The sequence below is a fragment of the uncultured Olsenella sp. genome (genome assembly GCF_959602185.1).
GTDB classification, from domain to species: domain Bacteria; phylum Actinomycetota; class Coriobacteriia; order Coriobacteriales; family Atopobiaceae; genus Olsenella_I; species Olsenella_I phocaeensis.
Genome location: NZ_CAUGRZ010000003.1, coordinates 154,794 through 180,036 on the forward strand (window position 1 = coordinate 154,794; position 25,243 = coordinate 180,036).

A 25,243-nucleotide genomic window follows, 5' to 3' on the forward strand; every position below is an offset into this window, starting at 1 on the left:
GGCGCGAACGGCGCAGGCGCGGGACAACGGGCCCGAGACATGCGAGAGGGACGCCCGACCTTGGTCGCGACGTCCCTCTCGCCTTGCGCGTTGACTCCGCCACCCGTCGAGCGGACGGCGTCCCCCCTGCCGGCGGCTACTCCTCAGGACACCTGGCCAGTGCCGCCTCGTCCGCTATGACGATGCAGTCGGGATGCAGCTGCAGCGCAGACGCGGGGCAGCTCGGAACCACGGGGCCGTAGCACATGGCCCTGACCGCATCGGCCTTGGCGGCGCCACTCGCCAGGACGAGCACGCGACGGGACTTCATGATGGTCCCCACGCCCATGGTGTAGGCCTGGCGGGGAACGTCGTCGGGGTCGTCGAAGAGGCGACTGTTGGCCTGGATGGTGCTGGGCGTCAGGTCGACGCAGTGGGTGCCCACGGGAAAGCCCTCGGCAGGCTCGTTGAAGCCGATGTGACCGTTGTTGCCGATGCCCAGGAGCTGGAGGTCCGGGTAGCCCGCCTCCTCGACCATGGCGTCGTAGGCTCGGCAGGCGGACTCGGCGTCGGGGTCGGAGCCGTCTGGCACGTGGGTGTTTGCCATGTCGATGTTCACGTGCTTGAACAGGTTGTCGGCCATGAAGTAGTGGTAGCTCTGGGAATCGTCGTGCGAGAGCCCGCGATACTCGTCCAGGTTATAGGTGCGGACCTGCGAGAAGTCTATCTCGCCGCGACGGTTTTTCTCGACGAGGAGGCGGTAGGCGCCGACGGGCGTGGTGCCCGTGGCGAGGCCCAGGACGCTCCTGGGGTCAAGGATGAGCTGGGCGGCGATGACGTCAGCCGCACGGCTGCTCATCTCATCGTAGTCTGCGACGCGAATGATTCTCATGCTTCCTCCGTAGACGCTCACGTTGTGCGGCGGCGCGCGGGCCCGCGCCCTTGGACAAGGACATTATAGAAAGGGCGGTTGCGGACCCCAGGAAGCGCTCGGCATGCGGAGGGTGGGGCGCGCCGGCGGCGTGGACGGAGGCGACTGGCGCGCCGCCCGACGCGACAACGGACTAGAGCTTCGCCGCGAGGTCCATGAGGGCGTGGAAGCGGTGCGAGATGGCGTTCTTCTCCTCGGGCAGGAGCTCGGCCATGGTCTTGCCGGGGAGCTCCGCCACGTTGAAGAGCGGGTCGTAGCCGAAGCCGTTGGCTCCGCAGCGCTCGAAGCCGATGGTCCCGGGCACGTCGCCGTCGCCGCGGAGAACCCCCTCGCCGTCCTCGTCGCGCTCGACCAGCACCACGGTGGAGTGGAAGTGCGCGCCGCGCTCGCGCTCGGGGACGTCCGTAAGCTCGGCGAGGAGCTTGTCGTTGTTGGCGTCATCGTTCCCGTGCTCCCCCGCCCAGCGCGCGGAGAAGATTCCGGGGGCACCGCCGAGCGCATCGACGCAGAGCCCAGAGTCGTCGGCAACGGCCATGGAGAGGCCCGTCTCGTCCAAGGCGGCACGTGCTTTGATGAGGGCGTTCTGGAAGAAGTCCTCGCCGTCCTCGACGGGGTCAGGGAAGTCGCCGAGCTCGCCCAGGGCCACGAAGCGATATCCCTCGAGCCTCTGGGAGAGGATTGCCTCTATCTCCGTGAGCTTGTGCGCGTTGCCCGTGGCCACCACGATGGTGGTGGCCGGGTCCAGGCTTCCTGCGTCTGCTACATCCGACATGTGGTCCTCCTTTGGGAGTTGGTCCGTCGCGTGCGGCACCTCCAACGTCACGTGGGGCGCGCCGCTCGAAGGCTAGCCGAAGATGCTCTCGTCCACGACGCCTGGAATCTGGTCGGGCGTGATGAGCAGGCCGCGGGTGCCTCCCACCATGACCTGGTCGCCGTTGTAGATGACGCCACGTCGCTCGGGGGGTATGTCAAGGGCCTCTCCCACGGAACTCACGTTCTTGAAGAACTTCGAGTTGTAGGTCGCGCTCGACTTGACCTCGAACGCCGCGAAGGGCGTGAGGCCCCTCTCTATGACCAGGTCGATCTCCTCGTCCCTGCCGCTGGTCCTGTAGAAGGACGCGTGTAGCCGTCCCCTCGACGACTGCACGCATTTGGCGTATTCGGCAATGACGGCGTTCTCGAAGACGTTGCCACGCTTCGCGTATGCAGCCAGCGCTTCCGTGTCGTCGATTCCCAGCAGGTGGCACAGGAGGCCTGTGTCCATGAAATAGAGTTTGGGCGACTTTACGAGACGTGCATTGGCATTCGAGCTGTAAGGCCGAAGCTCGAACAGGATGTTGCTGGCGCTCAGGGCCGAGATCCACGACTTCGCAGTCTTCACGTCGACCCCAGCGTCACTTGCCAGGGCCGAGTAGTTGATCAGCTCCCCCGCACGTGCGGCGCACAACCCCATGAAGCGCTCGAACTCGGCCAGCTTGAGGACGCGCAGCTCCTCGCGTACGTCACGGTCCACATAAGTCCGTACGTAGTCAGCGAAGTACCGCGCGGGATGCACTCCGTAGTCATACAGTCGCGGATAGCCACCGTACAGCACCCAAGCCCACCTGTCATTGCGAACGGCGTCGAGGAGGCGCGCGCCCTTCTCTGGCGCCGACAGGTCTCCCGGCCTGGCCGCCAGCAGCTCGGCGCGCGTCAACGGTGCCATGGTCACGAGCGCCACCCTACCCGCCAGGCTCTGGGACACCTGCTCGAGCAGGAGGTAGTTCTGGGAGCCAGAGACCACAAACTGGCCGGCGTCACCGGTCTGGTCGACGACTGTCTGGAGGTAGGAGAAGAGCTCGGGGACGCGCTGCGCCTCATCCAGAATCACGTGGCGGGCATGGCGGGCGAGGAAGTCTCGCGGGTCGTCCCGAGCCAGCGCACGCAGGTCAGGGTCCTCGAACGAGAGATAGGTCCAGTCGGGAAGCATGCTCCTCAGAAGAGTGCTCTTGCCCGTCTGCCGGGCGCCCGTCAACGACACCACTGGATACTCTTCCAGCGCCTCTCTGATGGCCCGCGAGATGTCTCGGGGAATCAAGCCGTTGACCTCCTACTATCAGGATGGATATACGCTTCGTTTAACTGCAACTATACCTGATTTTTCGAGTTGAGATTCCCTGATTTTCAACATTGAGATTCCCTGATTTTCAACGTTAAGATTCCCTGATTTGCAGAGCCGGCGCAGCATCCGCCCCGGGCCCCTCCCCTATGCGCCGAAGTTCGTCACCTTGCGCTGCAGCTCGACCAAGCGGGCGATTCCCGCCTGCCCGAGGTCGAGGAGGCCGTTCAGCTGGTCGCGGTCCATGGTGGAGCGCTCGCCGGTGCCCTGCAGCTCCACGATCCCGCCGTCACCCGTGGCGACCAGGTTCATGTCCACCTGTGCGTGCGAGTCCTCGGGGTAGTCGAGGTCGAGCAGCAGCCTGCCCCCGACGAGCCCCATGCTTATTGCCGCCACCTGGCCGGTAAGGGGCAGGCGAGAGATGCGTCCCGCCTCCATGTAGGACCTCAGCGCGTCGTGCAGAGCCACCCAGGCCCCGGTCACGGATGCCGTGCGCGTGCCGCCATCCGCCTGGATGACGTCGCAGTCGCAGGTCACGGTGTACTCGCCCAACCTCCCCAGGTCGCACGCCGCCCTGAGGCTGCGCCCCACCAGGCGCTCGATCTCCATCGACCGCCCCTTGCGCCCGCGATACTCGCGGCGTCCGCGCGTGTTGGTCGCCGCGGGGAGCATGGCATACTCGGCGGTCACCCAGCCCGCATGCTGGCCCTTGCGCCAGGCCGGCACGCCCTCCTCCACCGTCGCGGCGCAGAGCACGCGCGTGTCGCCAAACTCCACCAGGCAGGAGCCGTCCGCGTTCTTCATGACGTCGCGCGTGAGCGTGACGGGCCTCAGCTGGTCGTCGGCACGGCCGTTCGCACGGACGAGCTCGCGCGCATCGGATGCTCCCATGGTTCCTCCCCATATGACGACGGGCCCCGCGGGGCCCGTCCTGGATGCGATGGTGGGCGATGACGGATTCGAACCGCCGACCTTGTGCGTGTAAGGCACCTGCGCTAGCCGCTGCGCCAATCGCCCGTAGGGGCAAAGTGTAGCACGGAGGGGCCATGCGGCACCTGCTCGGGAGGCGCACGCCAGGCGCCATGGCCTGCGTCGCACCTCGCCCGCGGGTTCCTCCCGACCATTCGCGTCGTATACTGTCAGGCATGAACGCCACAGTGAAATCCATCGCGTCCCTGCTGCGCGACCACGGACTGCTGGCACGTGGCCCGCAGTCCGTTGACGCTGCGTCCGTCTCGCTCACCGGGGCAGACTGCGACTCCCGCTTCGCCGGGCCAGACCACCTCTTCGTCTGCAAGGGCGCCGCCTTCAAGCCGGCGTACCTTGAGCGGGCGCTCGAGGCCGGGTGTGTGGCCTACCTCTGCGATGACTCCCGCGCAGACGAGCTCGCGGCAGTCGCGCCGCACGTCTCCGCGCTTGTCGTGCGCGACGACGGCCTCCGCACGGCGATGGCCCTCTCGTCCGCTGCCTGCTGGGGCCACCCCGACAACAAGCTTGAGGTCGTGGGCATCACTGGCACCAAGGGCAAGAGCACGACGGCCTACATGCTCCGGGCGATCCTGGACGCGTGCCACGACACGCCCCAGAGCGCCATCATGGGCTCGATCGACACCTTCGACGGCGTCGAGAGCGCCGAGAGCGTCAACACCACCCCCGAGCCGCCCGACCTCTGGCGGCACGTCTCCAACGCCGCGCGAAGCGGGCTTCCCTACCTGACCATGGAGGTCTCGAGCCAGGCGCTCAAGTACGAGCGCGTCGTGGGGCTAGGTCTGGACGTGGCCTGCTTCCTCAACATCGGCCGTGACCACATATCGCCGCGCGAGCACCCCGACTTCGAGGACTACTTCGCGAGCAAGCTGCGCATCTTCGAGCAGGCCCGGGTGGCCGTCGTGAACCTGGGGAGCGACCACGCCGACGAGGTCCTGGCGGCGGCGGGCCGCTGCAAGCGTGTCGTGACCTTCCTCGCAGACGGGGATGCCGCCGGCTCCGACGCCGACGTATGGTGTAGGGACCCGCGCCCCTCCGACTCCGGAATTCGCCTCTTCGTCCACACCCCCAGCTGGGAGGGCGAGGTCGAGGTGGGCATTGCGGGCCTCTTCAACGCCGAGAACGCCCTCTGCGCCATCGCCGCCTGCGAGGTGCTGGGCATCGGGCAAGAGCAGGTCAAGGCTGGCCTTGCGCACGTGCGCGTCCCCGGTCGCATGGAGCTCCTGCGCACGTCGGACCCCCGCATCACCGGCATCGTGGACTACGCCCACAACAAGCTGTCGTACCAGCGCTTCTTCGCCTCGGTGGCCAAGGAGTACCCCGGCCGCGAGGTCATCGCCGTCTTCGGCGCACCGGGAGGCAAGGCCTACGAGCGGCGCCGGGAGCTCCCCGAGGAGGCGTCGCGCTGGGCGGACTTCGTCGTCTACACGGAGGAGGATCCAGCGCACGACCCCGTGGAGGAGATCTGTGCCCAGATGGCCGCGGCCACACCCGAGGGCCAGGACTTCGAGGTCATCGTCAACCGCCCGCACGCCATTGGGCGTGCGGTCGAACGGGCGTTCCAGAGCCCACGCGGGGCCGTGGTATGCCTCCTCGCGAAGGGAGACGAGACCCGCCAGCACGAGGGGGACTCCTTCGTTCCCTGCGAGACCGACGCGACCCTCTTCGAGCGGGCCGTCGCCGCACGCACGGCGCGGACGGACCGCGGCTAGCTCAACCCTCCCACAAGACGAACGCAGGCCGAGAAAGGACCGCCATGCCCACTGCCCTCTCGCTCCCCACCTTCCCCGTCGACGCCAACAAGGTCCCAGACCCCATGGCCGAGCGCCTCTCTCGCATAAAATACGTGATCAGCGACACCGACAACACCATGGTGAGCCACGGACAGGCGCTCTCGACCACGGACGGGACCCCCTCCGCCGAGCTCGCGCAGACCCTGGTCGACCTGCGACGCGCCGGCGTCCAGGTGATTCCCTGCACCGGACGCAACCGAGCCATGATCCGCGAGGACGCGCGCATCTTGGGCCTGCCAGGCTGGATTGGCGAGATGGGCGGCGTGCTCTGCCTGCACGAGGGCTCCGACGCCGAGTGGCACTACTTCACGGCGCAGATGCCCTACGATGAGGACTGCGGCAAGACCCCGCACGACCTGATCATGGAGACGGGCGTGGTGGATCGCATGCTTGCCCGCTGGTACGACTGCCTCGAGACCTACAACGACAACAACATCGGCTACCAGTACCGCGAGGTCACGGTGGCGCTTCGCGGGGCCGTGATCGAGGACGAGGCGCAGGCGATGCTGGACGAGACAGGCCTACCCCTCTACCTGGCAGACAACGGCTTCGTGACGCGCATCACGGGCAAGACCATCCTGCCTAGCTTCGAGGGCGGGCGCGTCGAGGACGTGCACACCTACCACATCACGCCACGCGGCCTGGACAAGGGCTCGGCCACGAGGCGCTACGTCGAGCTCATGGGCTGGGACCCGGCCGAGGTCCTGGCCTGCGGGGACTCCCCGGCAGACTGCGCGATGGCAGGCGAGGTGGGCACCTTCCTGCTCATGCGCAACGGCATCAACAACCCCAAGGCACAGGCGGCGCTGGCCTGTGCGGGCAACGCCTTCGTGTCGGCGCAGGACTCGACCGACGGCTTCTGCCAGGCCATGCGCACGCTCCTGGAACTCAAGCGTCAGGCATAAGTAGACGAGGGCCCCTCGCACGAATTCGATTTCGTGCGAGGGGCTTTGTAATACGCGCAGGTTCGCAATGGCCGCGCTCGCATCATTCTCGTCTCGTGCGAGAGTCACATGACGCCATGGGGTGCTTGAGCCACTCCTACGCGGTCTGCTGCCACGCGACGGCGCTACGCGAACTTGGGATTGGCGACGCGCACGCAGTCGGGAAACTCCTCGCGCAGGCGCCTGAACGCCTCCTGGACTTCGGTCGGCACGTCCACATGGACCAGGAAGTCTCTGCCACGCGGGCCGTAACCGCCCTCGTCGTCAGTCAGGCGGGGCAGCTCCCCCATAAGCAGGGTCAGGTAGCGCCGCAGCCCCCACATTCCCAGAGGCTCTTCCTCGAAGTCCAGGCAGGCGAGAGGATCGGCCGCCTCGCTCATGCGGTCCGTGCCTCGCGCCACAACACGCGTCGCATAGGTCGCATAGCTCACGGGAAGTACGTCCGGCCAGTCGTGCCGTGCGATGGCCTCCATGCGCAACTGCATGGTGGCGTCCTGCGAGAGTATCAGCGAGCGACAGGGAACGCCCCTCTCGTCCAGGAGCTCGCGCAGGTAGCCGATGTTGTTTCCGCAGTTGGTTGACCGCCGCTCGAGGAGGTCCGCCTCCAGCCCGTGCCTGGTGCGGAGGTACGCGGCGAAGACGTCCGCCTCGCAGGCGTCGTCCTCGAAGTCGAGGTCGGGGCAGAGGCCGCGCACGCGTTCACGGAAGGTCTGGGTCGTGTGACCGGTCCCACCCACGATCACGTAGGCCTTCGCGACGTCCGCGCGCATCGCCGCCGCCAGCACGTTCCCGCCTGCGAGGATGCTCCCGCCAAAGAGCGCCATCACGTCGGCCTGGGCGAAGCCATAGCGCCCCTGGAGGGCGTCCCGGGTCAGCGTGGGGACGTCACACCTTCCCAGGAACCTCGCTAGAACGTTCATGTCGTGAGCCAGCTGAACTGCGGCCATCTCTGCCACCTCGTCACTCCCCCGGCATGTCCCGGCGTTAGAGCCGTCGTGCGTCGATGCTACGGACGAGCCTACTCTCGCGCTCCACGACGAGGCCGGGCACGTCCATCGGAGCCTCGCCCAGAAGCCGTTCCAGCATGCTCAGGGAAGGGCCCAGGAGGTCGACCGTCGCCATGCCGCGCTCCTCCGCCTCCTGGCGGAGCTCCTCGCGCAGTCCCTCGTCGAGTATGGTGTGGCAGAGCACCGTCGCACTGCCGTCTGGAACGTAGCGATCCAGGTAACGGCGGACCTCCTCCATGCCCTCGACATGCGTTAGGCGAGAGACGACGACGCTCTCGCGCCTGAACTGGATCGCGGCGGCCCTCACGAGCGCAAGCCCCGTCTCGCCCAGCGCGTCAGAGAGCACGTGCACGACCAATGGTCCCCCTGTCCTTGCGCTGCCATCCCCAAGCTCATCGAACTCGACTTCGCGGCACATGGCCTCTCCCCTCATGGAGCCGGACGACCTACGGGCTACATACGCCTTTCCACCTCGGTGGCGCCAAGACCCGCCCGACGCCACCGCAGCTGGATCCTACCCCAGCTTCCTCGCCTCATCGGCGCTCATGCCCAGCACCACCGGCGTCGAGCGGTAGCCCACGCCCATGCGGTCGATCCCCATGTCGATGAGCTCGAGGAAGTGCTCGCGGGTGCGGATGGCGCCGGAGCCCTTGACCTTGATCCTGCCCTCGCCCGCCTCGATCATCGCCGCGACGACCTCGTTGGTCGCGCCGCGCTGCTCGCCCCCCGTGTAGAAGCCGGTCGAGCTCTTGATGAAGTCGGCGCCCGCGGCCACGGCGCAGCGCGTGCCAGCCTTTACCTGGTCGATGGTGAGGGAGTCGGTCTCGACGATGACCTTCACGTTGGTGCCGTAGCTGTGGCAGACGTCGACGACTGCCTTTATGTCCGCGGTCACGTAGTCGAGGTCCCCGGAGCGCAGGCGACCGTAGTTCGCCACGATGTCCAGGTCCTCGATCTCGTAGTTCTTGCAGTACTCCTCGGCCTGGAGCGCCTTGGACGCCGTGGTGGAGAGACCGAACGGGAAGTCGCACACGACGCAGATGCCCGTCTTGGTGCCCCTGACCATGGGGGCGACGATGTCCAGAGAGGCGGGGTTGACGCAGATGGTCTTGCAGCCGAAGTCGATGCCCTCCTGGCTGTACTTCTTGATGTCCTCCACGGTGAACTCGGGCTTGAGCACGGACTGGTCGATGTAGCTCGCGAGCTCGCGCTCGCTCATCTCCGCCGCCTTCTTGCTGGGGTTCATGGCATGTCCTCTCTCTTGTCTCTTTGTACGGCACCTACCGTACTTTTGCTGACGGGAATGTACCACCCCGGCCTGGGGATGTAGGATATGTCTCGTTATTTGTTCGTATGTACCGTACATATATTCAAATCATGGGAGAGGAGCTCGTGGACAACCTCGCCGCCATCGCATCCAGCCCCCTGGACGACAGCTCGCAGCTGCCCCTCTACCAGCAGCTCAAGCAACGCATGCTGCAGCTCATGGCCAGCGGCTCCCTCGACGAGACGACACCGCTGCCCACCGAGATGCAGCTCTGCCAGGCTTTCGGCCTCTCTCGCGCGACGGTGCGTCGCTGCTTCAAGGACCTTGTGGACGAGGGCCGTGTCGTGCGCAGGAGGGGCCACGGAACCTTTGTGAGGCCAGAGACGACACGCGGTGAGAGCAGCGTCCCCCTCAACTTCTCGTCCGAGATGGAGTCTGCGGGGCTCCTGCCCGCGTCGCGGCTCCTGGGCCTGAGACGACGCGAGGCCTCGGGCGGCATATCCCGCAGGCTCGGCGTTGCCGAGGGCACGCCCGTGTGGGAGATCAGACGCCTGCGCCTGGGCAACGACCTCCCCCTGCAGCTCGCCATCGCCTACGTCCCCTGCGAGCTCTGCCCGAACCTCAGCGAGGAGGACCTCTCGACCTCCCTCTATGCGCTCATCTCTCAGGGCTCGGGGGCCCTGCCCGCCCGAGCGGAGGAGAGCTACGAGGCGGTCTGCCTCGACGCACGCGAGGCGAAGGCCCTGGGTGTCAGGGCGGGCAGCGCGGCGCTCAGGGTGCTCAGGACCTCCTTCGACACCACGGGACGCGCGTTCGAGGCCTCAGTGCTCATCGAGCCCGGCGACCGCAGCCGCCTCGTCGTGAGCCTCAGCACCGAGGGCACCGAGCTCCGTCGCGTCTGGGGCTGACGCCCGGCCAAGGTGGCACGCCACTCTCGCCCGCATGATTGCGCGCGTCATGACGGCACGCACTGCGGTGCCCCCCGCCAGAAAGAAGGGTCCCGCCGGAAGACCGACGGGACCCAAATGCTCGACTCTGTGGAACGGGAACTAGAACTCCACGGGCAGGTCGTAGTAGACGCACTTGAGGAGCTGCTCCATGTCCTCCTGGGACGGCTGGCGGGGGTTGGCGCCGGTGCAGGCGTCAGCGATCGCGTTGGCGGCGACGGTCGGGAGCTTCTCGAGGAACTCCTTCTCGTCGATGATGGAGGTCTCGGACTTCACGCCGCCCTCGCCGTAGTTCTTGATGGCCTGGGGGATGTCCAGCTTGTCGTTGAGGTCACGGATGTACTGGACCAGGGCAGCGACGAGCTCCTCGTTGGTCTCGCCCTCGAGGTGCAGGATCTCCTTGGCGACGAAGGCATAGCGCTCGGCGGCACGGGCGTCCTTGGCGTTGAACTGGATGACCTTGCCCAGGTACATGGCGTTGGCGCAGCCGTGGATGATGTGGCCGCCGCTGAAGGCCGCTCCGGTCTTGTGGGCCATGGAGTGCACGATGCCCAGCAGGCCCGACGAGAAGGCGATGCCGGCGATGCACTGCGCGTCGTGCATGTGCTGGCGCGCCACCTTGTCGCCCGTGTAGGAGACGGGCAGCCACGTGGTGATCTCGCGGATGCCGTGGAGGGCGGGGCCGTCGGTGAAGGTGGAGGCGACGGTCGAGACGTAGGCCTCCATGCAGTGGGTCAGGGCGTCCATGCCGGTGTGCGAGCAGAGCTTCGCGGGCATGGTGTAGGTGAGCTCGGGGTCGACGATGGCAACGTCAGGCGTGATCTCGAAGTCGGCGATGGGGTACTTGATGCCCTTCTGGTAGTCCGTGATGATCGAGAACGCGGTGACCTCGGTCGCGGTGCCGGAGGTGGAGCTGATGGCGCAGAAGTGGGCCTTCTTGCGCAGCTCGGGCAGGCCGAAGACCTTGCACATGTCCTCGAAGGTGCACTCGGGGTACTCGTACTTGATCCACATGGCCTTGGCTGCGTCGATGGGGCTGCCGCCGCCGATGGCGACGATCCAGTCGGGGCCGAACTCGCTCATGGCCGCCGCGCCCTTCATGACGGTCTCGACGGAGGGGTCGGACTCGACGCCCTCGAAGAAGGCCACCTCGAAGCCAGCCTCCTTGAGGTCCGCCTCGACGTCCTGCAGGAAGCCGCCGCGACGCATGGAGCCGCCGCCCGAGACGATCATGGCCTTGGAACCCTTGAGGTTCTTCACCTCGTGACGGGCGCCCTCGCCGAAGTACAGGTCACGCGGGTTGGTGAAACGTCCCATAAACTCTCCTCCTTCAACTGGCCCCGCCCCCGCGGGGCCGCGATGGTTAGAGAGGCCCTGTGCCCCAGGACGCGCAGACTGTCGCACGCGACCTGGCTCAGCCCCATATCCTCCTGAGGATACCTGCATGAAATAAAATTGGATATACGAAACCACTTGTCGACTTTTAAGGCCCGCTTGCTGAATATTTTACCTACATGTATTGACAAAATTGAATGACCAGTATTTACTGTACATTTATATTCATGCCTGGGCGAGAGAGAGGCCCGGCCACCTTCCCCCATAACAGCCCAAACAGGCCACGCTCGCCACAGCCGTCACGCGCGCCGCGGGACGCGCTCCGCTACGATTGTCGCACCAGCTCCCGGGCTCGGACCCGGGAGAAGAGGCAAGGGAGGCACGCTTGGCATACGAGCCAAACAGGGAGGACTACCAGCGTCTGAGCCTGCAGTTCATGCGCAGCGCCGACCGCATGGGCCCGCTTGCCGCGGCAAGGGCCTTCGCCGGATTCGGCCGCCGCTTCTCGCAGGACCGCGACTCGCTCCCGCAGGACGATGCGGACCGCGCCTTCGGCCTCGTCGCGCGCGCCACCACGGTCATAGACTACGAGCTTCCCTTCTCGGACGACGACAAGGCCCTCGAGCTCATCAAGAAAGGCCACGAGCTCCTGGACGAGGCACTTCTCCTCGACGAGCACTGCTTCGACGCCCTGCGCATGCAGCAGGCGTCACAGATCGCCTCCTTCGACGGCTACTATGACTTCCTCAGGACCGAGGGCGACGACGTGCGCGCATGGTGCCTGCGCCAGCACGAGCACGCGCTCAAGCGCGAGGGCGGGGAGCGCGGCAGGATCGCCGCCAACCTGGCCCTGCGGCCCTTCATCCGCTGGCGCGCCATGCATGCGAGCAAGGCAGTCATCTGCGGCCGCAACAAGGACGCCATCGACATCGCCCGCGAGCTCATGCGAATCGACCCCGACGACGAGGCGGACGTGAGGTACACCGCGCTCATCGCCCTTGCGAAGGTCGAGGACGAGCAGGGGCTCGAGGAGCTCTGTCGAAAGGGCGCCCAGATCGAGGCGCGGCGCGGCATGCCCGCGACGCAGGACGCCTGGACGCAGCTCGCGCGCATCGCCCTTGCCTACAAGAGCCACGACCTGGTCGGCGCGCGCGACGCCATCACGAGGCTCGCCGAGACCCATCCCAACGCCCTCTCGGCCCTGGCCATACAGCGCGAGCTCCCAGATGGGGTCTTCTCTCGCCTGGTCACGCAGCCCAGGAGCGAGGACGAACTCATCCTGGCCATATCCGAGGGCACCGTCCTCTTGCAGGAGGGTCGCGACAAGGAGGGGCGCGGTGCCCTGGGCGCGTGGCTGCGCGAGGAATGCCTGGGGCGCCTGGGCCACGACGAGCGCGCCCACGTGTTTGCCGACGAGGTCGAGTGGGGCGTCGGCAGGGAGGCGGAGTAGGTGGACGCGCACGAGGAGCTTGTGCTCAGGCTCGCCCAGAAGCGCAGCATCGCGTTGGGGCTCTCGTCCAGCGGGTACGCGGAGCTCCTCCTGGCCGTGCGCGAGGACCCGAGCTCCTTCGTCGACGGGAAGGACGACGAGGCGCTGCTGCTGGTGCAGGAGGCGCTCGAGCGCTACGACACCTCCCGCCAGGACGACGACCTGCTGGACGATGACGCCTACCTGCAAACGCGGCAGCGGCGCATGGCGCGCATGCGCCAGGACTGCGCGGCAGCGCTTGCGGTCGACCCACAGTGCACGGATGCCCGGCTCCTGGACGCCATCGCGCAGGACCTGGACGTCGACCCCTACCTCGAGCTGCTGCTGGACATACTCGACGACTCGCCCGAGCCGTCCTGGTCCGACGGAGGCGCTGCGGACGCCTGGGACGACGTGTTTGCCCGCCCCCGCCTGCGCATGCGCGCGGCGATCGTAAGGGCGCTCTTCGACTCCGCCCGCTACCGCAAGGCGGACGAGTGGGCGCAGGGGCTATTGCGCGACGCGCCATCGGACTTCCTCGGCGCGCGCCACACCAGCGCGCTCGCCCTGGCACGCCTGGAGGACGAGGAGGGCTTCGAGGCGCTCGACGCCAGGCTCGGTCGCAGGGGGGACTCCTGGTCGGCCCTCGGCAGGGTGATCCTCCTCTACAAGCTGGGACGCCTCGGTGCCGCGCGGCGCGCGCTCCTGGGCTACAGCCGCCTGAGCGAGGGGGCGGCCTATGCGCTGCTCCGCCCCGTGCTCAAGGAGACCTACATGCCCGACCGGCCCTGCGCGCAGCCCTACAGCTACGAGGAGGCGTCACTGGCCGTCCACGAGGCCGACCCCGTCATCGTGGACGTGCCCGACCTGCCCGCCTGGGCGGAGGACATCCCCGAAATCGAGGGCGCGGCGCGCGACTATGCGCGGAAGACCGGCTACGACTGGTAGACGGGGACGCGGAGGGGACGCGCCTGCGACTTTGCTATACTTTGGCCCGCGTCCCCATCGTCTAGCGGTCAGGACATCGCCCTTTCAAGGCGACGACACGAGTTCGAGTCTCGTTGGGGGCACCATCGCAAGCGAAGCGAGCCCGCCTGGCAGCTGCCGGCGGGCTCGACTTTTTGCGCCTCTGGTCACATTCCGGTTGCGGGAGGCTGGCGACGATGCAGTGCACCTCGAGGCTGCACCAGCGTCCATCCAGGCAAATTAGTGTACACAAACTTGGTGCATTATGGAAAAATCCCAGGTAACTAGTTGCAGTATTTTTGCATTTCCCAGTTTGTGTGCACTAATCGCACCGTCAGTCCCCCTCATCCGATGCCACCGAACGAGCCGCCGGCACCCTACAGCCCAACCAGCCGCGGGCGCGCCGTCAGGCCGCCGCCACTACAGCGACGCCAGGCGCCCGAGCACGGACGCCGCCACACCCTCGACGTCCAGGCCGCAAAGCGAGAGGACCCTCTCCCTCGTGTCGGCGGCCTGGTATGCGTCCGGCATGCCCAGCCTGAGCAGGGGCACGCCCAGGCCACGCTCGGCGAGGAGCTCCGAGACGGCTCCGCCCAGACCCCCCACCACGCTGTGCTCCTCGAGCGTCACCACCAGGCGCGCGCCGGCGACCTGCCGCAGCAGCGACTCCCCAGGGAGCGGCTTCACCATCAGCAGGTCGAGCACGCGCGCCTCGACGCCCCGTGTCGCCAAGGCCTCCGCGGCCCCCACCGCCGTCGCCGCGATGGTCCCGCTCGCAACCATCACGACGTCGGGGCTCTCCGCCCCACGCAGCGCGTCCAGTCCCTCGAGAGAGTCCACGCCGTCGGGATGCAGATTGGCCAGGGGCTCGCTCATGCGCACGTAGGCCGGACGCGGGTTGGCGGCAAGCCAGCGCAGCACCGCCGCGAACTCGGCGTTGTCCGCCGGACTCGCAACCACCATGCCGGGGATGCACCGCACGCAGGCGACGTCCTCCAGGGCCATGTGGCTCGCCCCCAGGATCGCCGAGTCGCAGCCGCAGCTCACGCCCACCAGCATCACCGGCGAGCGCATGATGCCCAGGTTCACGCGGATCTGGTCCAGGACGCGCGCCGTGATGAAGGTCGCATACGAAGGCGCGAAGGTGCAGAACCCCTCGTTGGCCAGGGCGGCCGCGACCTCGATTTGGTTCTGCTCGGCGATGCCGCACTGCACGAAGGCCTCGGGGCAGAGCTCGCGGAGGCCGCCCAGGTTGAGCCGGCGCCCGTAGTCGGACACCACGACGGAGAGCTCGTCGCCGCCACGGGCGAGCCCCTCCATCACCTCGCCGAAGACCGCCTTGTGAGACATGCCGGCGAAGCGCGCCGCCTCCTCGGGCGAGACCAGCATTCCGCCCTCGCCCCGGCCGCCTGCCAGCGCGCCAGCGCCTCTCTCACTCATCGCAGATCTCCCTCTCGCGGGCGTCCAGCTCCTCCATGGCACGCACGTACAGCTCGTCGTCCAGGGCGCAGTCGTGCCACTCCACCCTCATCTCGGCGAAGGAGAGGCCCTTGCCCTTCACCGTGCGCGCCACCACGACGCGAGGCCGGGCCGAGCGTGCCCTGAGGGCGGCGCGCAGGGCCATGACGTCGTGACCGTCCACCTCGCACACCTCGAAGCCAAAGGAGGCGAACTTGCGCTGGATGGGTCCGTTGTCCAGGATGTCTGAGGTCGACCCGTCCAGCTGCATCCCGTTGGCGTCCACGATCACGGTCAGGTTGTCGAGCCGCCTGAAGGCCGCGAACCCCGCCGACTCCCAGATGGACCCCTCGTCGCACTCGCCGTCGCCCACCACGCAGAAGACCCGCGAGTCCAGCCCCCGCCTCCTGAGCGCCAGGGCGAGCCCGGCGGCATAGCCCAGGCCCATGCCCAGGCTTCCGCCGGAGGTCTCGATCCCGCGGGCGGGGTCGCGGTGAGGGTGCTTGAACAGTACCGCCTCGGGACCGAAGAGCCCCCGGTCAAGGTCGTCCTGGCAGATGAGCCCCGCCTCGAGCATGGCCGGGTACAGGGCGATCGAGCAGTGCGCCTTCGACACCACGAGGCGGTCGCGCCGCTCCCAGGGGGTGCCGTCGCGACCCGTGCGCATCACGTCCCCAAGGAGCACGGCCACGAGCTCGGCCATGGAGAGGGCCCCGCCCATGTGGAAGGGGGTGTCCGAGTATCGGTGCGCGATCTGCGCCACGCCACGACGGACGCCGAGGGCGCCCAGCTCGAGCCTGCGGCGCAGCGCCCTCCCGTCGGCCGCGCCCACAGGGGGGATGCCCCCGCCCAGGAGCACCGCGCCGTCGTCCTGGAACGAGATGCCCGCCACGGACTGCCCCGGCCCCAGCCAGGTGAGGCTCCACTCTATGGGCGTGCCGTCCTCGAGCTGGATGTTCTGCTCCAGGACCAGGATGGGGTCTCCGTCGTCGCAGCCCAGATAGGCGGCGTGCTCCTCGTCCACGGGACAGGAGAGGTAACGCACGCTCGAGCGCAGGATCCTGCGGCCCGAGCAGCGCTCGACGGCGTCGAAGAGCGACTCGCGCGCGAAGTCCGCCTCGTCCAGGCCCGGGCAGGCGCAGAGGTTCGACCAGCTCTCCTGGCAGAGGAGGGGCGAGCCGCCCGACGAGCGCAGCCGACGCATGAAGAGCGCGGGGCTCGAGGGGGCGATGCCCAGCTCGCTGGCCACGCTGCGCGGTGCCTCCACGACCTCCTTGGCAAGCACCTCGGTAACGTAGGCCACGCCGCGCTCGTGCAGGAGGGTGGCAAACGAGAGGGGCCTCAGCACGCTGGGGCGGGCGAGGCCGCCCTCCGTGACGAAGGTGCCGCTCCCCTTGCGGCTGACGAGCAGCCCCTCCTCGACCAGGGTGCGGATGGCTCGCCGGACGGTGCCGCGGCTGAGGCCGTAGCGCGCCATGAGCTCGGACTCGGACGGGATGGCGTCGCCCTGCCGCCACTCCCTCGTGGCGATGGCCTGGCGGAGCGCCGAGGCGAGCTGCGCGTGCAGGGGGCCCTCCGAGGCGAGCACGGGCTGCGTCAGGCTGCAGCTGACGTCCGGCGCGGAGGGGTCGGGAAGCGTCGGAAAGCCAAAGCGCTGCTCTCTCACGGAATCCTCTTTCGCTTTGGTCCATGACATGGATAGGTCGAATACAGGACAACTACTGTACAGGTAACTTGTGTACAGGATAGTCCACGACGGCCAGAACCACGAAAAAGGAGGAGCTCCAGGCGAGAGGGACGGCGGCAGGGCGCTGCGCACGCCCGCACGCAGGCGATGGCTGGTAGGGGCGGTGGGGTTCGAACCCACAATCCTTGCGGCGAGGGATTTTAAGTCCCCTGCGTATGCCAATTCCGCCACGCCCCCGAAGGCCACGCGAACGCGGACCGCGACGCGATCCGCGCGACAAGGGAAATCTTAGCGCAGCGAGGCCAGGCGCGGACGCCAGCCCAGGGGGGATTCCTCGGCCGCGCGCACGGCCTCGGCACAGATAGCCAGGCCGAAGAGGAGGTCACTCTCGCTCACCGTGAGGCGTTCGAAGCCCGTGGCCGCCATGAGCTCCGCCACCGCCAGCGCCCCGCCCAGAATCACCCCGGCGCGCTTGGGCTGCAGGCCAGGCAGACCCGCCCTCTCGCCCAGGGAAAGCGCGGCGAGGCGCGCGGCAAGGGCCTCCACGTCGTCCCGACCCAGCTCGCGCAGGTGCACGCGCAGGGGGTCGTAGGGGGCAAGCGAGTCCCGCACGGCGACCAGGCTGGTGACGGTGCCGCCGGTGACCACCAGGCGACTGGCACGGTCGCGCAGGCCCTCGCCTTCGAACGCCGTCTCGAAGGGTCCGCGGCAGAACGCGCGGGCGGCAGCGACCTGGTCGTCGGACGCCGGGCCGTCCCCTGGCAGGAAGCGCTCGGTCACGCGGCGGCATCCCACGTCCACCGAGGTCACGGCCTCGAGGCGCAGGCCCCTCTCGCCCAGGCTGCCCACGGCGAGCTCGGTGGAGCCGCCGCCGTTGTCCGCCACCAGGATCCGCTCGTCGGGGAAGTCCTGCGCAACGCCCAGGAAGGTAAGCGAGCCCTCGACGCGGCCGGCGATGACCTCGGGCAGGAGGCCACGTGCGATGAGGTCGCCCTCGAGCTCGGCCGAGTTGGAGGCGTCCCGCGCGGCAGAGGTGAGCGTGCAGCAGACGACCCGCGCCGCGGCCTGTCGGGCGTTGGCGAGGTAGCGGTCCACGCAGTCGAGGACGCGCGCCCTGGCGGCATCGCCGATCCTGCCGGTTGCAGAGAGGCCCTCGCCCAGGTTGCATATGGTCGAGGTCTTGGCCATGCGCCTCACGCGGCCACCCTCGACGTCGCACACAGCGAGGCGCACGGTCACCGTGCCGACGTCGATGCAGGCTACTCGTCCCATACTGCCTCCGGGTCGTAGCCAAAGACGAAGTCGAGGGCCTTCGTGGGCCACGCCCGCGTGTCCTGGTACTCGACCGGGGCGGAGGGGTCGGCCTTCCCCTGGCCGTCCAAGCCCTCGACGGTCACGCTGGTCTCGCCCTCCTGGACGTACCCGCGCTTGCGCGCCTCGTCCTCGATGCCCTCCTTGGACGTCAGGCTCTTGAGGTCGCCCTGGAGAGAGTCGTTCTTCTCGCTCAGCTCGTCGTACCTCCTCTGCAGGTCCTCGCCGCTGCGACGCGCGGCGTAATAGCCCTTGACGGGACCATAGAGCGAGGCTGCCACGACGACCAGGACGACCAGGACGACAAGGGCCACCCTGTGCCCCAGCAGGCGGTTGCCCAGGCCGCGGGCCGAGTCGGCCACGTCGGCGGGGCTCAGCTCGCACAGGGCGGAGATTCGCCTCGCCAAGGCGGAGGGCTCCTCTTCGGAAGCTCGCGCCTCGTCGCGCGAGGCAGCGCGGGGCTGCATGCGAGACGGGCGCTCGTCGGCGGGCCTGGTCGCCCTGCCAGCTCCGCGCGCGCCACCGTCCCGGACGCCACGAACGGCCAGGGCGCCCGCGGAGACACGCCCCACGGTCGGCGGCACCTGGCTGGCGTCACGGCCCGCATCGCGCGGCTTCGAGCGACCCCCCTCCTGGCGGAGGGGCCTGGGATCGCGCGCGTGACCGCGCCTGCGCCCCGACGCCTTCGCATTATGACCGGAGGCGTCGCTGGCGCGACCCATGGGATTGGTGTCGCCTGGGTTCTGGGATATGGCCATGCTTGCCGTCGCTTCGTCTCAACTTCGTCTTTGGCAGCCGCGGCCGTCGGCCGCTCCCTCAGTTATATCAGAGGAGGGCGGTGACCCGTCCGCACGGGACGACGCTCCGCAAGCTTCGCAGACATCGCGTGAGGATGAGGCGCACGCGGCAACGGGGCGGCGGCACGCAGGGCGACGCCCCTACCTGCGGGCCGCGCGCTCCTCTCGCTTGACCTCGTCCCAAAGCTCGTTGAGGACTCGGGTGCCCAGTCCGTCGAGTGCGAGGGAGCGCTCGCGCGCAAGCTCCTCCATGCGCGCCCAGCGGCGACGGAACTTACGGTTGGACGCGGCGAGGGCCTCCTCGGCGTCTACGTGGGCGTGACGGGCCACGTTCACGAGCGAGAAGAGCAGGTCGCCGAACTCCTCCGTCGCCTCCCGGCTGCCCGGCTCCTCCGCCTCGAACTCGACGCGCTCGCTGGCGAACTGGTCCCACACGTCGGAGATGGACTCCCACTCGAAGCCCGCCTTGGCAGCGCGCTTCGAGATCTTCTGGCACTGCATGAGGGCGGGCAGGGAGCGGGGCACGGAGTCCAGGAGGCCCTCGGGCGCGGCGTCGGAGGAACGGCCCTCTCGCTCGGACCTCTTCACGTCGTCCCAGATGTCCAGCACCTTGCCTGCGGAGTCCACGGCGCCGACGGCTGCGGCGTCCCCGAAGACGTGGGGATGCCGACGGACGAGCTTCTCGTTGAGCTCGCGACAGACGTCGTCCACGTCAAAATCGCCCTCGTCCCGGGCGATCTGCGCGTGGAGGAGCACCTGCTCGAGCACGTCCCCGAGCTCCTCGCGCAGGTGGGGCATGTCGTCGGCGGCTATGGCGTCGACCGCCTCGTAGGCCTCCTCGATCATGTTGCGCGTGATGGAGGAGTGGGTCTGGACCTTGTCCCAGGGGCAGCCGTCGGGCTGGCGCAGTCGCCAGATGGTGCGCACGAGGCGATCGAACTCCGGATGTGACGCCGGCGCCCCGGGGCGGGTGGCCGTCTGGGCGTCCACCTCGTCGGCAAGCCTACTCAGGTCGCTCTGCTCCTCTGCCATGTCTCGCTCCCCGTGCCTCGTGGCCCACCGCTGTTTGTCAGTAATTGTGCTTCTGGTCTTCACATTCCGCATCAGTGCTGGTCACAGTCCAAATTTGTCTCTCAGTCGACGAGAGTCGTCGTCACACGAGACCGTACGGCCCTCCGCAAGGTCCCTCTCCCCTACGGACAGCTCCCCGAGGAGTCGACGTTCCGGACCGGCCTCCTTCAGGTCGCGGTAGTCGATGAGCCTCAGGTCGTCGCGCGACTCGAGCCAGGCGCGCAGGGCGGGGTCGACGAGCGCGTCGACCTCCTTCGTTCGGTCCGTGGTCAGGGAGCTGCTGTGCAGGATGAAGTCGTCCAGGTAGCCGGGATGGCAGACGAAGACGACCGTCTCGCCGTCCGCCATGGACTCGACCGTCTGCCTAATGGCTGCGGCGGGATCGTAGTCGGGGCTCATGCTGCGCATGACCATGCGCACGGGCGTCCCACCGCAGTCCACGGTCGCGGCCGGATCGAAGGAGACCGGCTGCTCGAGCAGGCCATGCGTGCGCGCGACGTGCGAGACCGCCCGATCGAGGTTGGGCGAGAGGACCGCGTGCGCCTCGAAGTAGTCGGGGTCCCTGCCCGTGAGCTCGCGGAAGCGGGAGAGCTGCGCCTCGAGTTCGACCACCGCCTCCTCGTAGGTGACGAAGTCCTCCCCGCGCTGGTAGCTGGCGCGGTACTCGCGACTACTCCTGAAGTTGCCGTCTGGCCCGAGGAGGCTGGGAACGAGAGACGCGTCCGCGACTGGCACACCCAGGCAGACGTTGCTGTGCTGCCCCAGGGCCACGTCGGCACCGGAGTCGCGCAGCCACGCAAGCCCCCGCTCTGTCTCGGGCATGTTGGGCATGACGCCCACGGAGCGAGCGAGCCCCTCGGCCGCGCTGCGCACGAGCCCGACGTTGACCGCATAGGAGTATCCCAGGTCGTCCGCACGAATCAGCAGCTGCTTCATGGAGGCTCCTCTCGCCCGTTGATTCAACGAGCATACTCCCGCAGGGAGCACGACAGCCCGCAAGTCATGGCCTCACGAAGAGCGGCCGACGACCCCGCCAAGCTTGTCGGTACTTCCTTGGGAAAAAAGTACCGACAAACTCGTGGTGGCAGCCCACTCGGACCAGAAATCTTCCGTTTGTCGGCACATTTCGAGGCGAGAGGTACCGACAAACCGCAGCCGGCGGCAGCCCTTGCCCCTCGACGGCAGCCCTTGCCCCTCGGCGGCGGCCCTTGCCCCTCGGCGGCGGCCCTACAGCCCTGCCGCCCACTGCGGCATGCCCCTCTCCCCTACTCGCCCTCGTCGTCCCCGCCCACGGCCTCGAGCACCCGCAGGGCCACGGGCAGCAGCTCCTCCTTGCCCGTTCGGAAGGGGTAGCTGAGCTTCCTGCTCTTGGGATACACGATCGCCCGCTCGGCCTTGAGCTTGGCCGCCGCCGAGCGTGGAACCTCGATCCCCTGGTAGGTGATGCGTCCGTTTGCCAGGGAGATGCTCGTCACGCCCAGCCTCTGGCAACGGATGCGCACCCGCGCCCGGTCGAAGAGGTTCCTGCCGGCAAGCGGCAGGGCGCCATGATCCTCCTCGAGTTCCTGCTGCAGGGCGTCCACGTCCGCGAGCTCCGCCGCCACGGCCAGCCTGCGGTAGGCCAGCACGCGCCTGTCCACCTCGGGCAGGTACTCCTCCGCCAGGTAGAAGTCCGCCGGCAGGTTGATGTTGACCTCCGCCTGCGAGACGTCGGCAGCCTCCCCGCGCGCCTCGCTCACCGCCTCGCCGAGCATCTGCGTGAAGAGGTCGAAGCCCACGCTGGAGAGGTTGCCGTGCTGCTCGCCGCCCATGAGCGACCCGGCGCCGCGGATCTCGAGGTCGCGCATGGCGATGCGCATGCCGCTGCCCAGGTCCTGGTACTCGTTGATGGCCGTGAGGCGGTCCGTCGCCTCGGGCGTGAGGGGCATCTCGCCCGGGAACATGAAGTAGGCGTAGGCCTGGACGTGGCCGCGGCCCACGCGACCCTTGAGCTGGTAGAGTTGGGCCAGGCCCAGGCGCTGGGAGTCCTCGATGATCAGCGTGTTGGTGTGCGGGTTGTCGATGCCGCTCTCGATGATGGTCGTGGCCACGAGCACGTCTATCTCGCGCTCGCTGAACTCCATCATCACGTCCTCGACCTGGGCTGCGCTCATCTGACCGTGCGCCACGCCCACGCGCGCCTCGGGGGCCGCCTCCTGAACGCGCGCGACGGCGTCCTCGATGGTGGTCACGCGGTTGCTCACGTAGTAGACCTGGCCCTTGCGCTCAAGCTCGCCGCGGATCGCGTCGCTCACCACGTCGGGGTCCCACTCCCCCACCGTGACCTTGACGGGCAGGCGCCCCGGTGGGGGCGTGAGGATGAGGCTCATGTCGCGCACGCCGCTCATGGCCATCTGCATCGTGCGCGGGATGGGCGTGGCGCTGAGCGTCAGCACGTCCACCTGCTCGCGCATGTTCTTGAGCTGCTCCTTGTGCTGGACGCCGAAGCGCTGCTCCTCGTCGATAATCACGAGCCCCAGGTCATGCGGGTTGACGTCGGCGGAGAGCAGGCGATGCGTGCCGATGAGCACGTCCACCGTACCTTCCGCGAAGCCCTCGAGCGCCTGGCGCTGCTGGGCCGGCGTCACGAAGCGCGAGAGCACGCGCACGTCGAGGTCGAAGGGAGAGAAGCGCGCGAAGAAGGTCTCGAAGTGCTGCTGCGCCAGGATGGTGGTGGGGCACAGCACCATGACCTGGCGGTCGTCCTGGCAGCACTTGAAGGCGGCACGCAGGGCGACCTCGGTCTTGCCGAAGCCCACGTCGCCGCAGAGCAGCCGGTCCATGGGCTGCGACGACTCCATGTCGGCCTTGATGTCCGCGATGGCGCTGGCCTGGTCGGGCGTCACGTCGTAGGGGAAGCTTGCCTCCATGTCCTGTTGGGCGGGCCCGTCGGGCGCGAAGGCGTGACCCTGCACCGCGGAGCGTCGCGTGTAGAGGTCGACCAGGTCGAAGGCGAGCTTCTTCGCGCTCCTGCGGGCCTTTCCCGTGGCGCGCGACCAGTCGGCGGTGTTGAGGCGGGTGAGGCGCGGGCTCGAGCCGTCGGGGCCCACATAGCGCGTCAGGCGGTCGACCTGCTCGAGGGGAACATAGAGCTTGTCCTGGCCCGCGTACTCGAGCAGGAAGTAGTCGCGCTCGCGGCCGCCCACCTCCTGGCGCACGATCTGGCTGAACAGGGCTATGCCATGCGTGGAGTGGACCACGTAGTCCCCGGGCTTGAAGGGAAAGCTCACGCTGGTGGGGTCCACGCGGCGCGCCCTGCGGCCGCGCTTCGCCATCCGCGACGTCAGGTCAGACACCGAGAGCACGGCCAGGCGCGCCGAGGGCACCACGATGCCCGCGGGCACGGGGGCGTCGAAGAAGGTGACCATGTTCCGGGCCAGGGGGGCGGTCCTCTCGCCTGCGTCTGGCGACGTCACGGGGGTGGAGTTCTCGGGAGCAGTGGCAAGCGACTCCACCAGGGGGATCGAATCGTCCGTGAACGAGAGCTCGAGCGCCTCGCGAGCCGCGCGGTCCGGCACGGCGAAGACCACTGACATGTCGTCGTTGAGCAGCTGACGGACGCGGCCCAGGAGCTTGGAGTCCGAGCCGGCGATGGCGGGCTGTCGCACCTCGAGCTCCGCCAGGGCCGAGCCGCCCACCCGCTGGATGGAGCTCAGCGACAGGCGCTGCTGACTGCCGAAGTCGAGCTCGCGGGGAGAGGTGAAGAGGCCCTCGAGGGGCACGCGCGCGGCGTTGGCCAGGGCCGTCGCCTCGTCGTTCGCGCGCTGGCAGTCGTCGAAGAGAGCGCGGGGCTCCGCCAGGACGACCAGGGCGTCCCGGCAGACGTGCTCGATGGGCGAGGCGCTCGAGCCGTAGAGCTCCACCAGATAGCGGTCGAGCGTGGGGTCGGCCGAGCCCTGGCGGATGAGCTCGAGGTCCGCCGCGACCTTCGAGCTCTCCTGCGCGCGGCGGAAGAGCGCGTGTCCCGCGGCCTCGATGGTCCTGGGGGTCAGGGCGATCTCCCTGCAGGGAGAGACGCGCACCTCCCGGAGCTCGCCGATGGTCTGTCCCGTGGAGGGGAGCATGCGTCGCACGCGGTCCACCTCGTCGCCGAAGAACTCGATGCGCACGGGCGAGCTGGCCTGGGCGGGGAAGACGTCCACGGCATCGCCATGGACGTGGAAGCTGCCCGGCACGCCCACGTCGCCGGAGTCTCCGGCGTCCGCATAGCCCATGGAGACCAGGAGCCTGCCCACGTCCTCGAACTCGAGCTCGTCTCCCACGGCGAAGCTGGCGGAGGCGAAGTAGCCCGAGCCCACGGGGGGCACGCGCCGCAGGAGGGCGTGCGCGCTCGCCACGACCACGCAGGGCTCGCCGGCGCTCAGGCGGGCGATGGCGTTGCAGCGGGCGCCCACCACGGCGTCGTCGGCCGGCTTGTCGGACCAGGGCCAGTCCCGGCGCTCGGGGTAGCGGCTCACCAGCTCGCCCCCCAGCCATGCCGAGAGGGCGCGGGCGGTGCGGTCGGCGGCCTCCTCGCCAGAGACGACCAGGAGGCAGGGTCGTGGGTCGCGCACCCAGAGCGAGGCGGCCACGAGGGGGCGTGCGCTCTGGGCCACGCCTAGGGTGGCGTCGCGTCCCGCGTCCAGCTCGCGCAGGAGGGGGGCGAGCTCGGGCGCTCCGAGGAGCTGCTGGGAGACGCGGTTGATGAACATGAGGGACTCCTCTCGGGGATTCTCCCCGCAATATTGGTGGTACGGAGGCGCGGGAACGCTGCGAGACGTTCGAGCCGCGTCCGCAGTTCGCCAGAGCGTCGAACGCGTCTCGCTCGCCCGCCAAAGTGCCCGGCGCGTCGCAGTTCTTCTCCAAAGCGCCCGGCACGTCTCGCTCGCCCGCCAAAGCGCCCGGCGCGTCGCAGTTCTTCTCCAAAACGTCCAACGCGTCTGTCGCGATTTTCTCACCTGGGCTTTTGTGGTGAGCCCAGACGCGTTGGGCGCGCTCGCGGCCGATCCAGACGCGTTGGGCGCGCTCGCGACCGATTCGGACGCGTTGGACGTACTCGCGACCGATCCAGACTCGTTGGACGGGCTCGCGGCAAACACGGACGCACCAGGCGCGCCCGTCGCGGGAGACAGGCGAGAGGGACGCCACCACGCCGGCAGCGCCCCTCCGGGACATGCGG

At 68.4% G+C, this 25,243-nt stretch carries 20 protein-coding genes and 3 tRNA genes; 6 read left to right on the top strand and 17 right to left on the bottom strand.

Annotation, left to right across the window (positions count from 1 at the left end):
* Positions 1-136: 136 nt before the first annotated feature.
* The 5 genes from nagB to Q5923_RS03630 all read right to left on the bottom strand — a co-directional run bounded on the left by nagB (position 137) and on the right by Q5923_RS03630 (position 4,025).
* A complete protein-coding gene (gene nagB / locus Q5923_RS03610; RefSeq protein ID WP_009278371.1) occupies positions 137-871 on the bottom strand; it encodes a glucosamine-6-phosphate deaminase in 735 nt (244 codons plus the stop codon).
* A gap of 172 nt (positions 872-1,043) precedes the next feature.
* Complete coding sequence (rdgB, locus tag Q5923_RS03615; RefSeq protein ID WP_303132195.1) at positions 1,044-1,682, bottom strand: RdgB/HAM1 family non-canonical purine NTP pyrophosphatase; 639 nt, start codon at positions 1,680-1,682, stop codon at positions 1,044-1,046.
* Positions 1,683-1,754: 72 nt separating this feature from the next.
* Complete coding sequence (locus tag Q5923_RS03620; RefSeq protein ID WP_303132197.1) at positions 1,755-2,987, bottom strand: ATP-binding protein; 1,233 nt, start codon at positions 2,985-2,987, stop codon at positions 1,755-1,757.
* A 168-nt stretch (positions 2,988-3,155) separates the two neighbouring features.
* On the bottom strand, positions 3,156-3,899 hold the full coding sequence (rph, locus tag Q5923_RS03625; RefSeq protein WP_303132200.1) for a ribonuclease PH: 744 nt from the start codon (positions 3,897-3,899) through the stop codon (positions 3,156-3,158).
* Positions 3,900-3,949: 50 nt separating this feature from the next.
* Positions 3,950-4,025: transfer RNA gene (locus tag Q5923_RS03630), tRNA-Val, on the bottom strand.
* A 140-nt stretch (positions 4,026-4,165) separates the two neighbouring features.
* Here Q5923_RS03630 and Q5923_RS03635 point away from each other — a divergent pair.
* Entirely contained in the window at positions 4,166-5,707 is a 1,542-nt protein-coding gene (locus Q5923_RS03635) for a Mur ligase family protein (protein ID WP_303132202.1), read from the top strand.
* 44 nt (positions 5,708-5,751) lie between these two features.
* Positions 5,752-6,693, top strand: coding sequence for an HAD family hydrolase (locus Q5923_RS03640; RefSeq protein WP_009278366.1), 942 nt, complete (start codon positions 5,752-5,754; stop codon positions 6,691-6,693).
* 164 nt (positions 6,694-6,857) lie between these two features.
* On the opposite strand, the gene Q5923_RS03645 is transcribed toward Q5923_RS03640, so the two are convergent.
* The 3 genes from Q5923_RS03645 to deoC form a co-directional block, all read right to left on the bottom strand.
* Complete coding sequence (locus Q5923_RS03645; protein WP_303132205.1) at positions 6,858-7,679, bottom strand: ElyC/SanA/YdcF family protein; 822 nt, start codon at positions 7,677-7,679, stop codon at positions 6,858-6,860.
* Positions 7,680-7,716: 37 nt separating this feature from the next.
* Complete coding sequence (locus Q5923_RS03650; protein ID WP_197414982.1) at positions 7,717-8,157, bottom strand: kinase/pyrophosphorylase; 441 nt, start codon at positions 8,155-8,157, stop codon at positions 7,717-7,719.
* A 96-nt stretch (positions 8,158-8,253) separates the two neighbouring features.
* Positions 8,254-8,985 (bottom strand): deoxyribose-phosphate aldolase, encoded by a 732-nt coding sequence (gene deoC / locus Q5923_RS03655; protein ID WP_062531590.1) that lies wholly within the window; start codon positions 8,983-8,985, stop codon positions 8,254-8,256.
* A gap of 146 nt (positions 8,986-9,131) precedes the next feature.
* Between deoC and Q5923_RS03660 the strand changes: the two genes are divergently transcribed.
* Positions 9,132-9,914, top strand: coding sequence for a GntR family transcriptional regulator (locus tag Q5923_RS03660; RefSeq protein ID WP_062531589.1), 783 nt, complete (start codon positions 9,132-9,134; stop codon positions 9,912-9,914).
* Between the two features lie 141 nt (positions 9,915-10,055).
* Here the strand turns inward: Q5923_RS03660 and Q5923_RS03665 are convergent, their stop codons facing one another.
* Positions 10,056-11,270: an iron-containing alcohol dehydrogenase gene (locus tag Q5923_RS03665; RefSeq protein ID WP_303132210.1), complete on the bottom strand. Its 1,215-nt coding sequence runs from the start codon at positions 11,268-11,270 to the stop codon at positions 10,056-10,058.
* 403 nt (positions 11,271-11,673) lie between these two features.
* Between Q5923_RS03665 and Q5923_RS03670 the strand changes: the two genes are divergently transcribed.
* The 3 genes from Q5923_RS03670 (at position 11,674) to Q5923_RS03680 (ending at position 13,829) form a co-directional block, all read left to right on the top strand.
* Complete coding sequence (locus tag Q5923_RS03670) at positions 11,674-12,738, top strand: response regulator receiver protein (RefSeq protein ID WP_303132212.1); 1,065 nt, start codon at positions 11,674-11,676, stop codon at positions 12,736-12,738.
* Positions 12,739-13,704, top strand: a complete 966-nt coding sequence (locus tag Q5923_RS03675) for a hypothetical protein (RefSeq protein WP_303132214.1) — start codon at positions 12,739-12,741, stop codon at positions 13,702-13,704.
* Between the two features lie 50 nt (positions 13,705-13,754).
* Positions 13,755-13,829 (top strand) — tRNA-Glu (locus Q5923_RS03680).
* 313 nt (positions 13,830-14,142) lie between these two features.
* On the opposite strand, the gene Q5923_RS03685 is transcribed toward Q5923_RS03680, so the two are convergent.
* The 8 genes from Q5923_RS03685 to mfd all read right to left on the bottom strand — a co-directional run bounded on the left by Q5923_RS03685 (position 14,143) and on the right by mfd (position 24,776).
* Entirely contained in the window at positions 14,143-15,162 is a 1,020-nt protein-coding gene (locus tag Q5923_RS03685) for a transketolase family protein (RefSeq protein ID WP_303132216.1), read from the bottom strand.
* Positions 15,155-16,846 (bottom strand): UTRA domain-containing protein, encoded by a 1,692-nt coding sequence (locus Q5923_RS03690; protein WP_303132218.1) that lies wholly within the window; start codon positions 16,844-16,846, stop codon positions 15,155-15,157. Before Q5923_RS03690 ends, Q5923_RS03685 begins: the two co-directional genes overlap by 8 nt.
* Before the next feature lie 173 nt (positions 16,847-17,019).
* Positions 17,020-17,104, bottom strand: a tRNA-Leu gene (locus Q5923_RS03695).
* Positions 17,105-17,155: 51 nt separating this feature from the next.
* The gene (locus Q5923_RS03700; protein WP_303132220.1) at positions 17,156-18,139 is read right to left on the bottom strand and encodes a phosphatase; all 984 of its coding nucleotides are present in this window, start codon (positions 18,137-18,139) and stop codon (positions 17,156-17,158) included.
* A complete protein-coding gene (locus Q5923_RS03705; RefSeq protein ID WP_303132222.1) occupies positions 18,127-18,585 on the bottom strand; it encodes a septum formation initiator family protein in 459 nt (152 codons plus the stop codon). Before Q5923_RS03705 ends, Q5923_RS03700 begins: the two co-directional genes overlap by 13 nt.
* 531 nt (positions 18,586-19,116) lie before the next feature.
* Positions 19,117-20,007, bottom strand: coding sequence for a nucleoside triphosphate pyrophosphohydrolase (gene mazG / locus Q5923_RS03710; protein WP_303132224.1), 891 nt, complete (start codon positions 20,005-20,007; stop codon positions 19,117-19,119).
* Between the two features lie 81 nt (positions 20,008-20,088).
* Positions 20,089-20,982, bottom strand: a complete 894-nt coding sequence (locus Q5923_RS03715) for a ChbG/HpnK family deacetylase (protein WP_009278353.1) — start codon at positions 20,980-20,982, stop codon at positions 20,089-20,091.
* 329 nt (positions 20,983-21,311) lie between these two features.
* A complete protein-coding gene (mfd, locus tag Q5923_RS03720; protein ID WP_303132227.1) occupies positions 21,312-24,776 on the bottom strand; it encodes a transcription-repair coupling factor in 3,465 nt (1,154 codons plus the stop codon).
* Positions 24,777-25,243 lie beyond the last annotated feature (467 nt).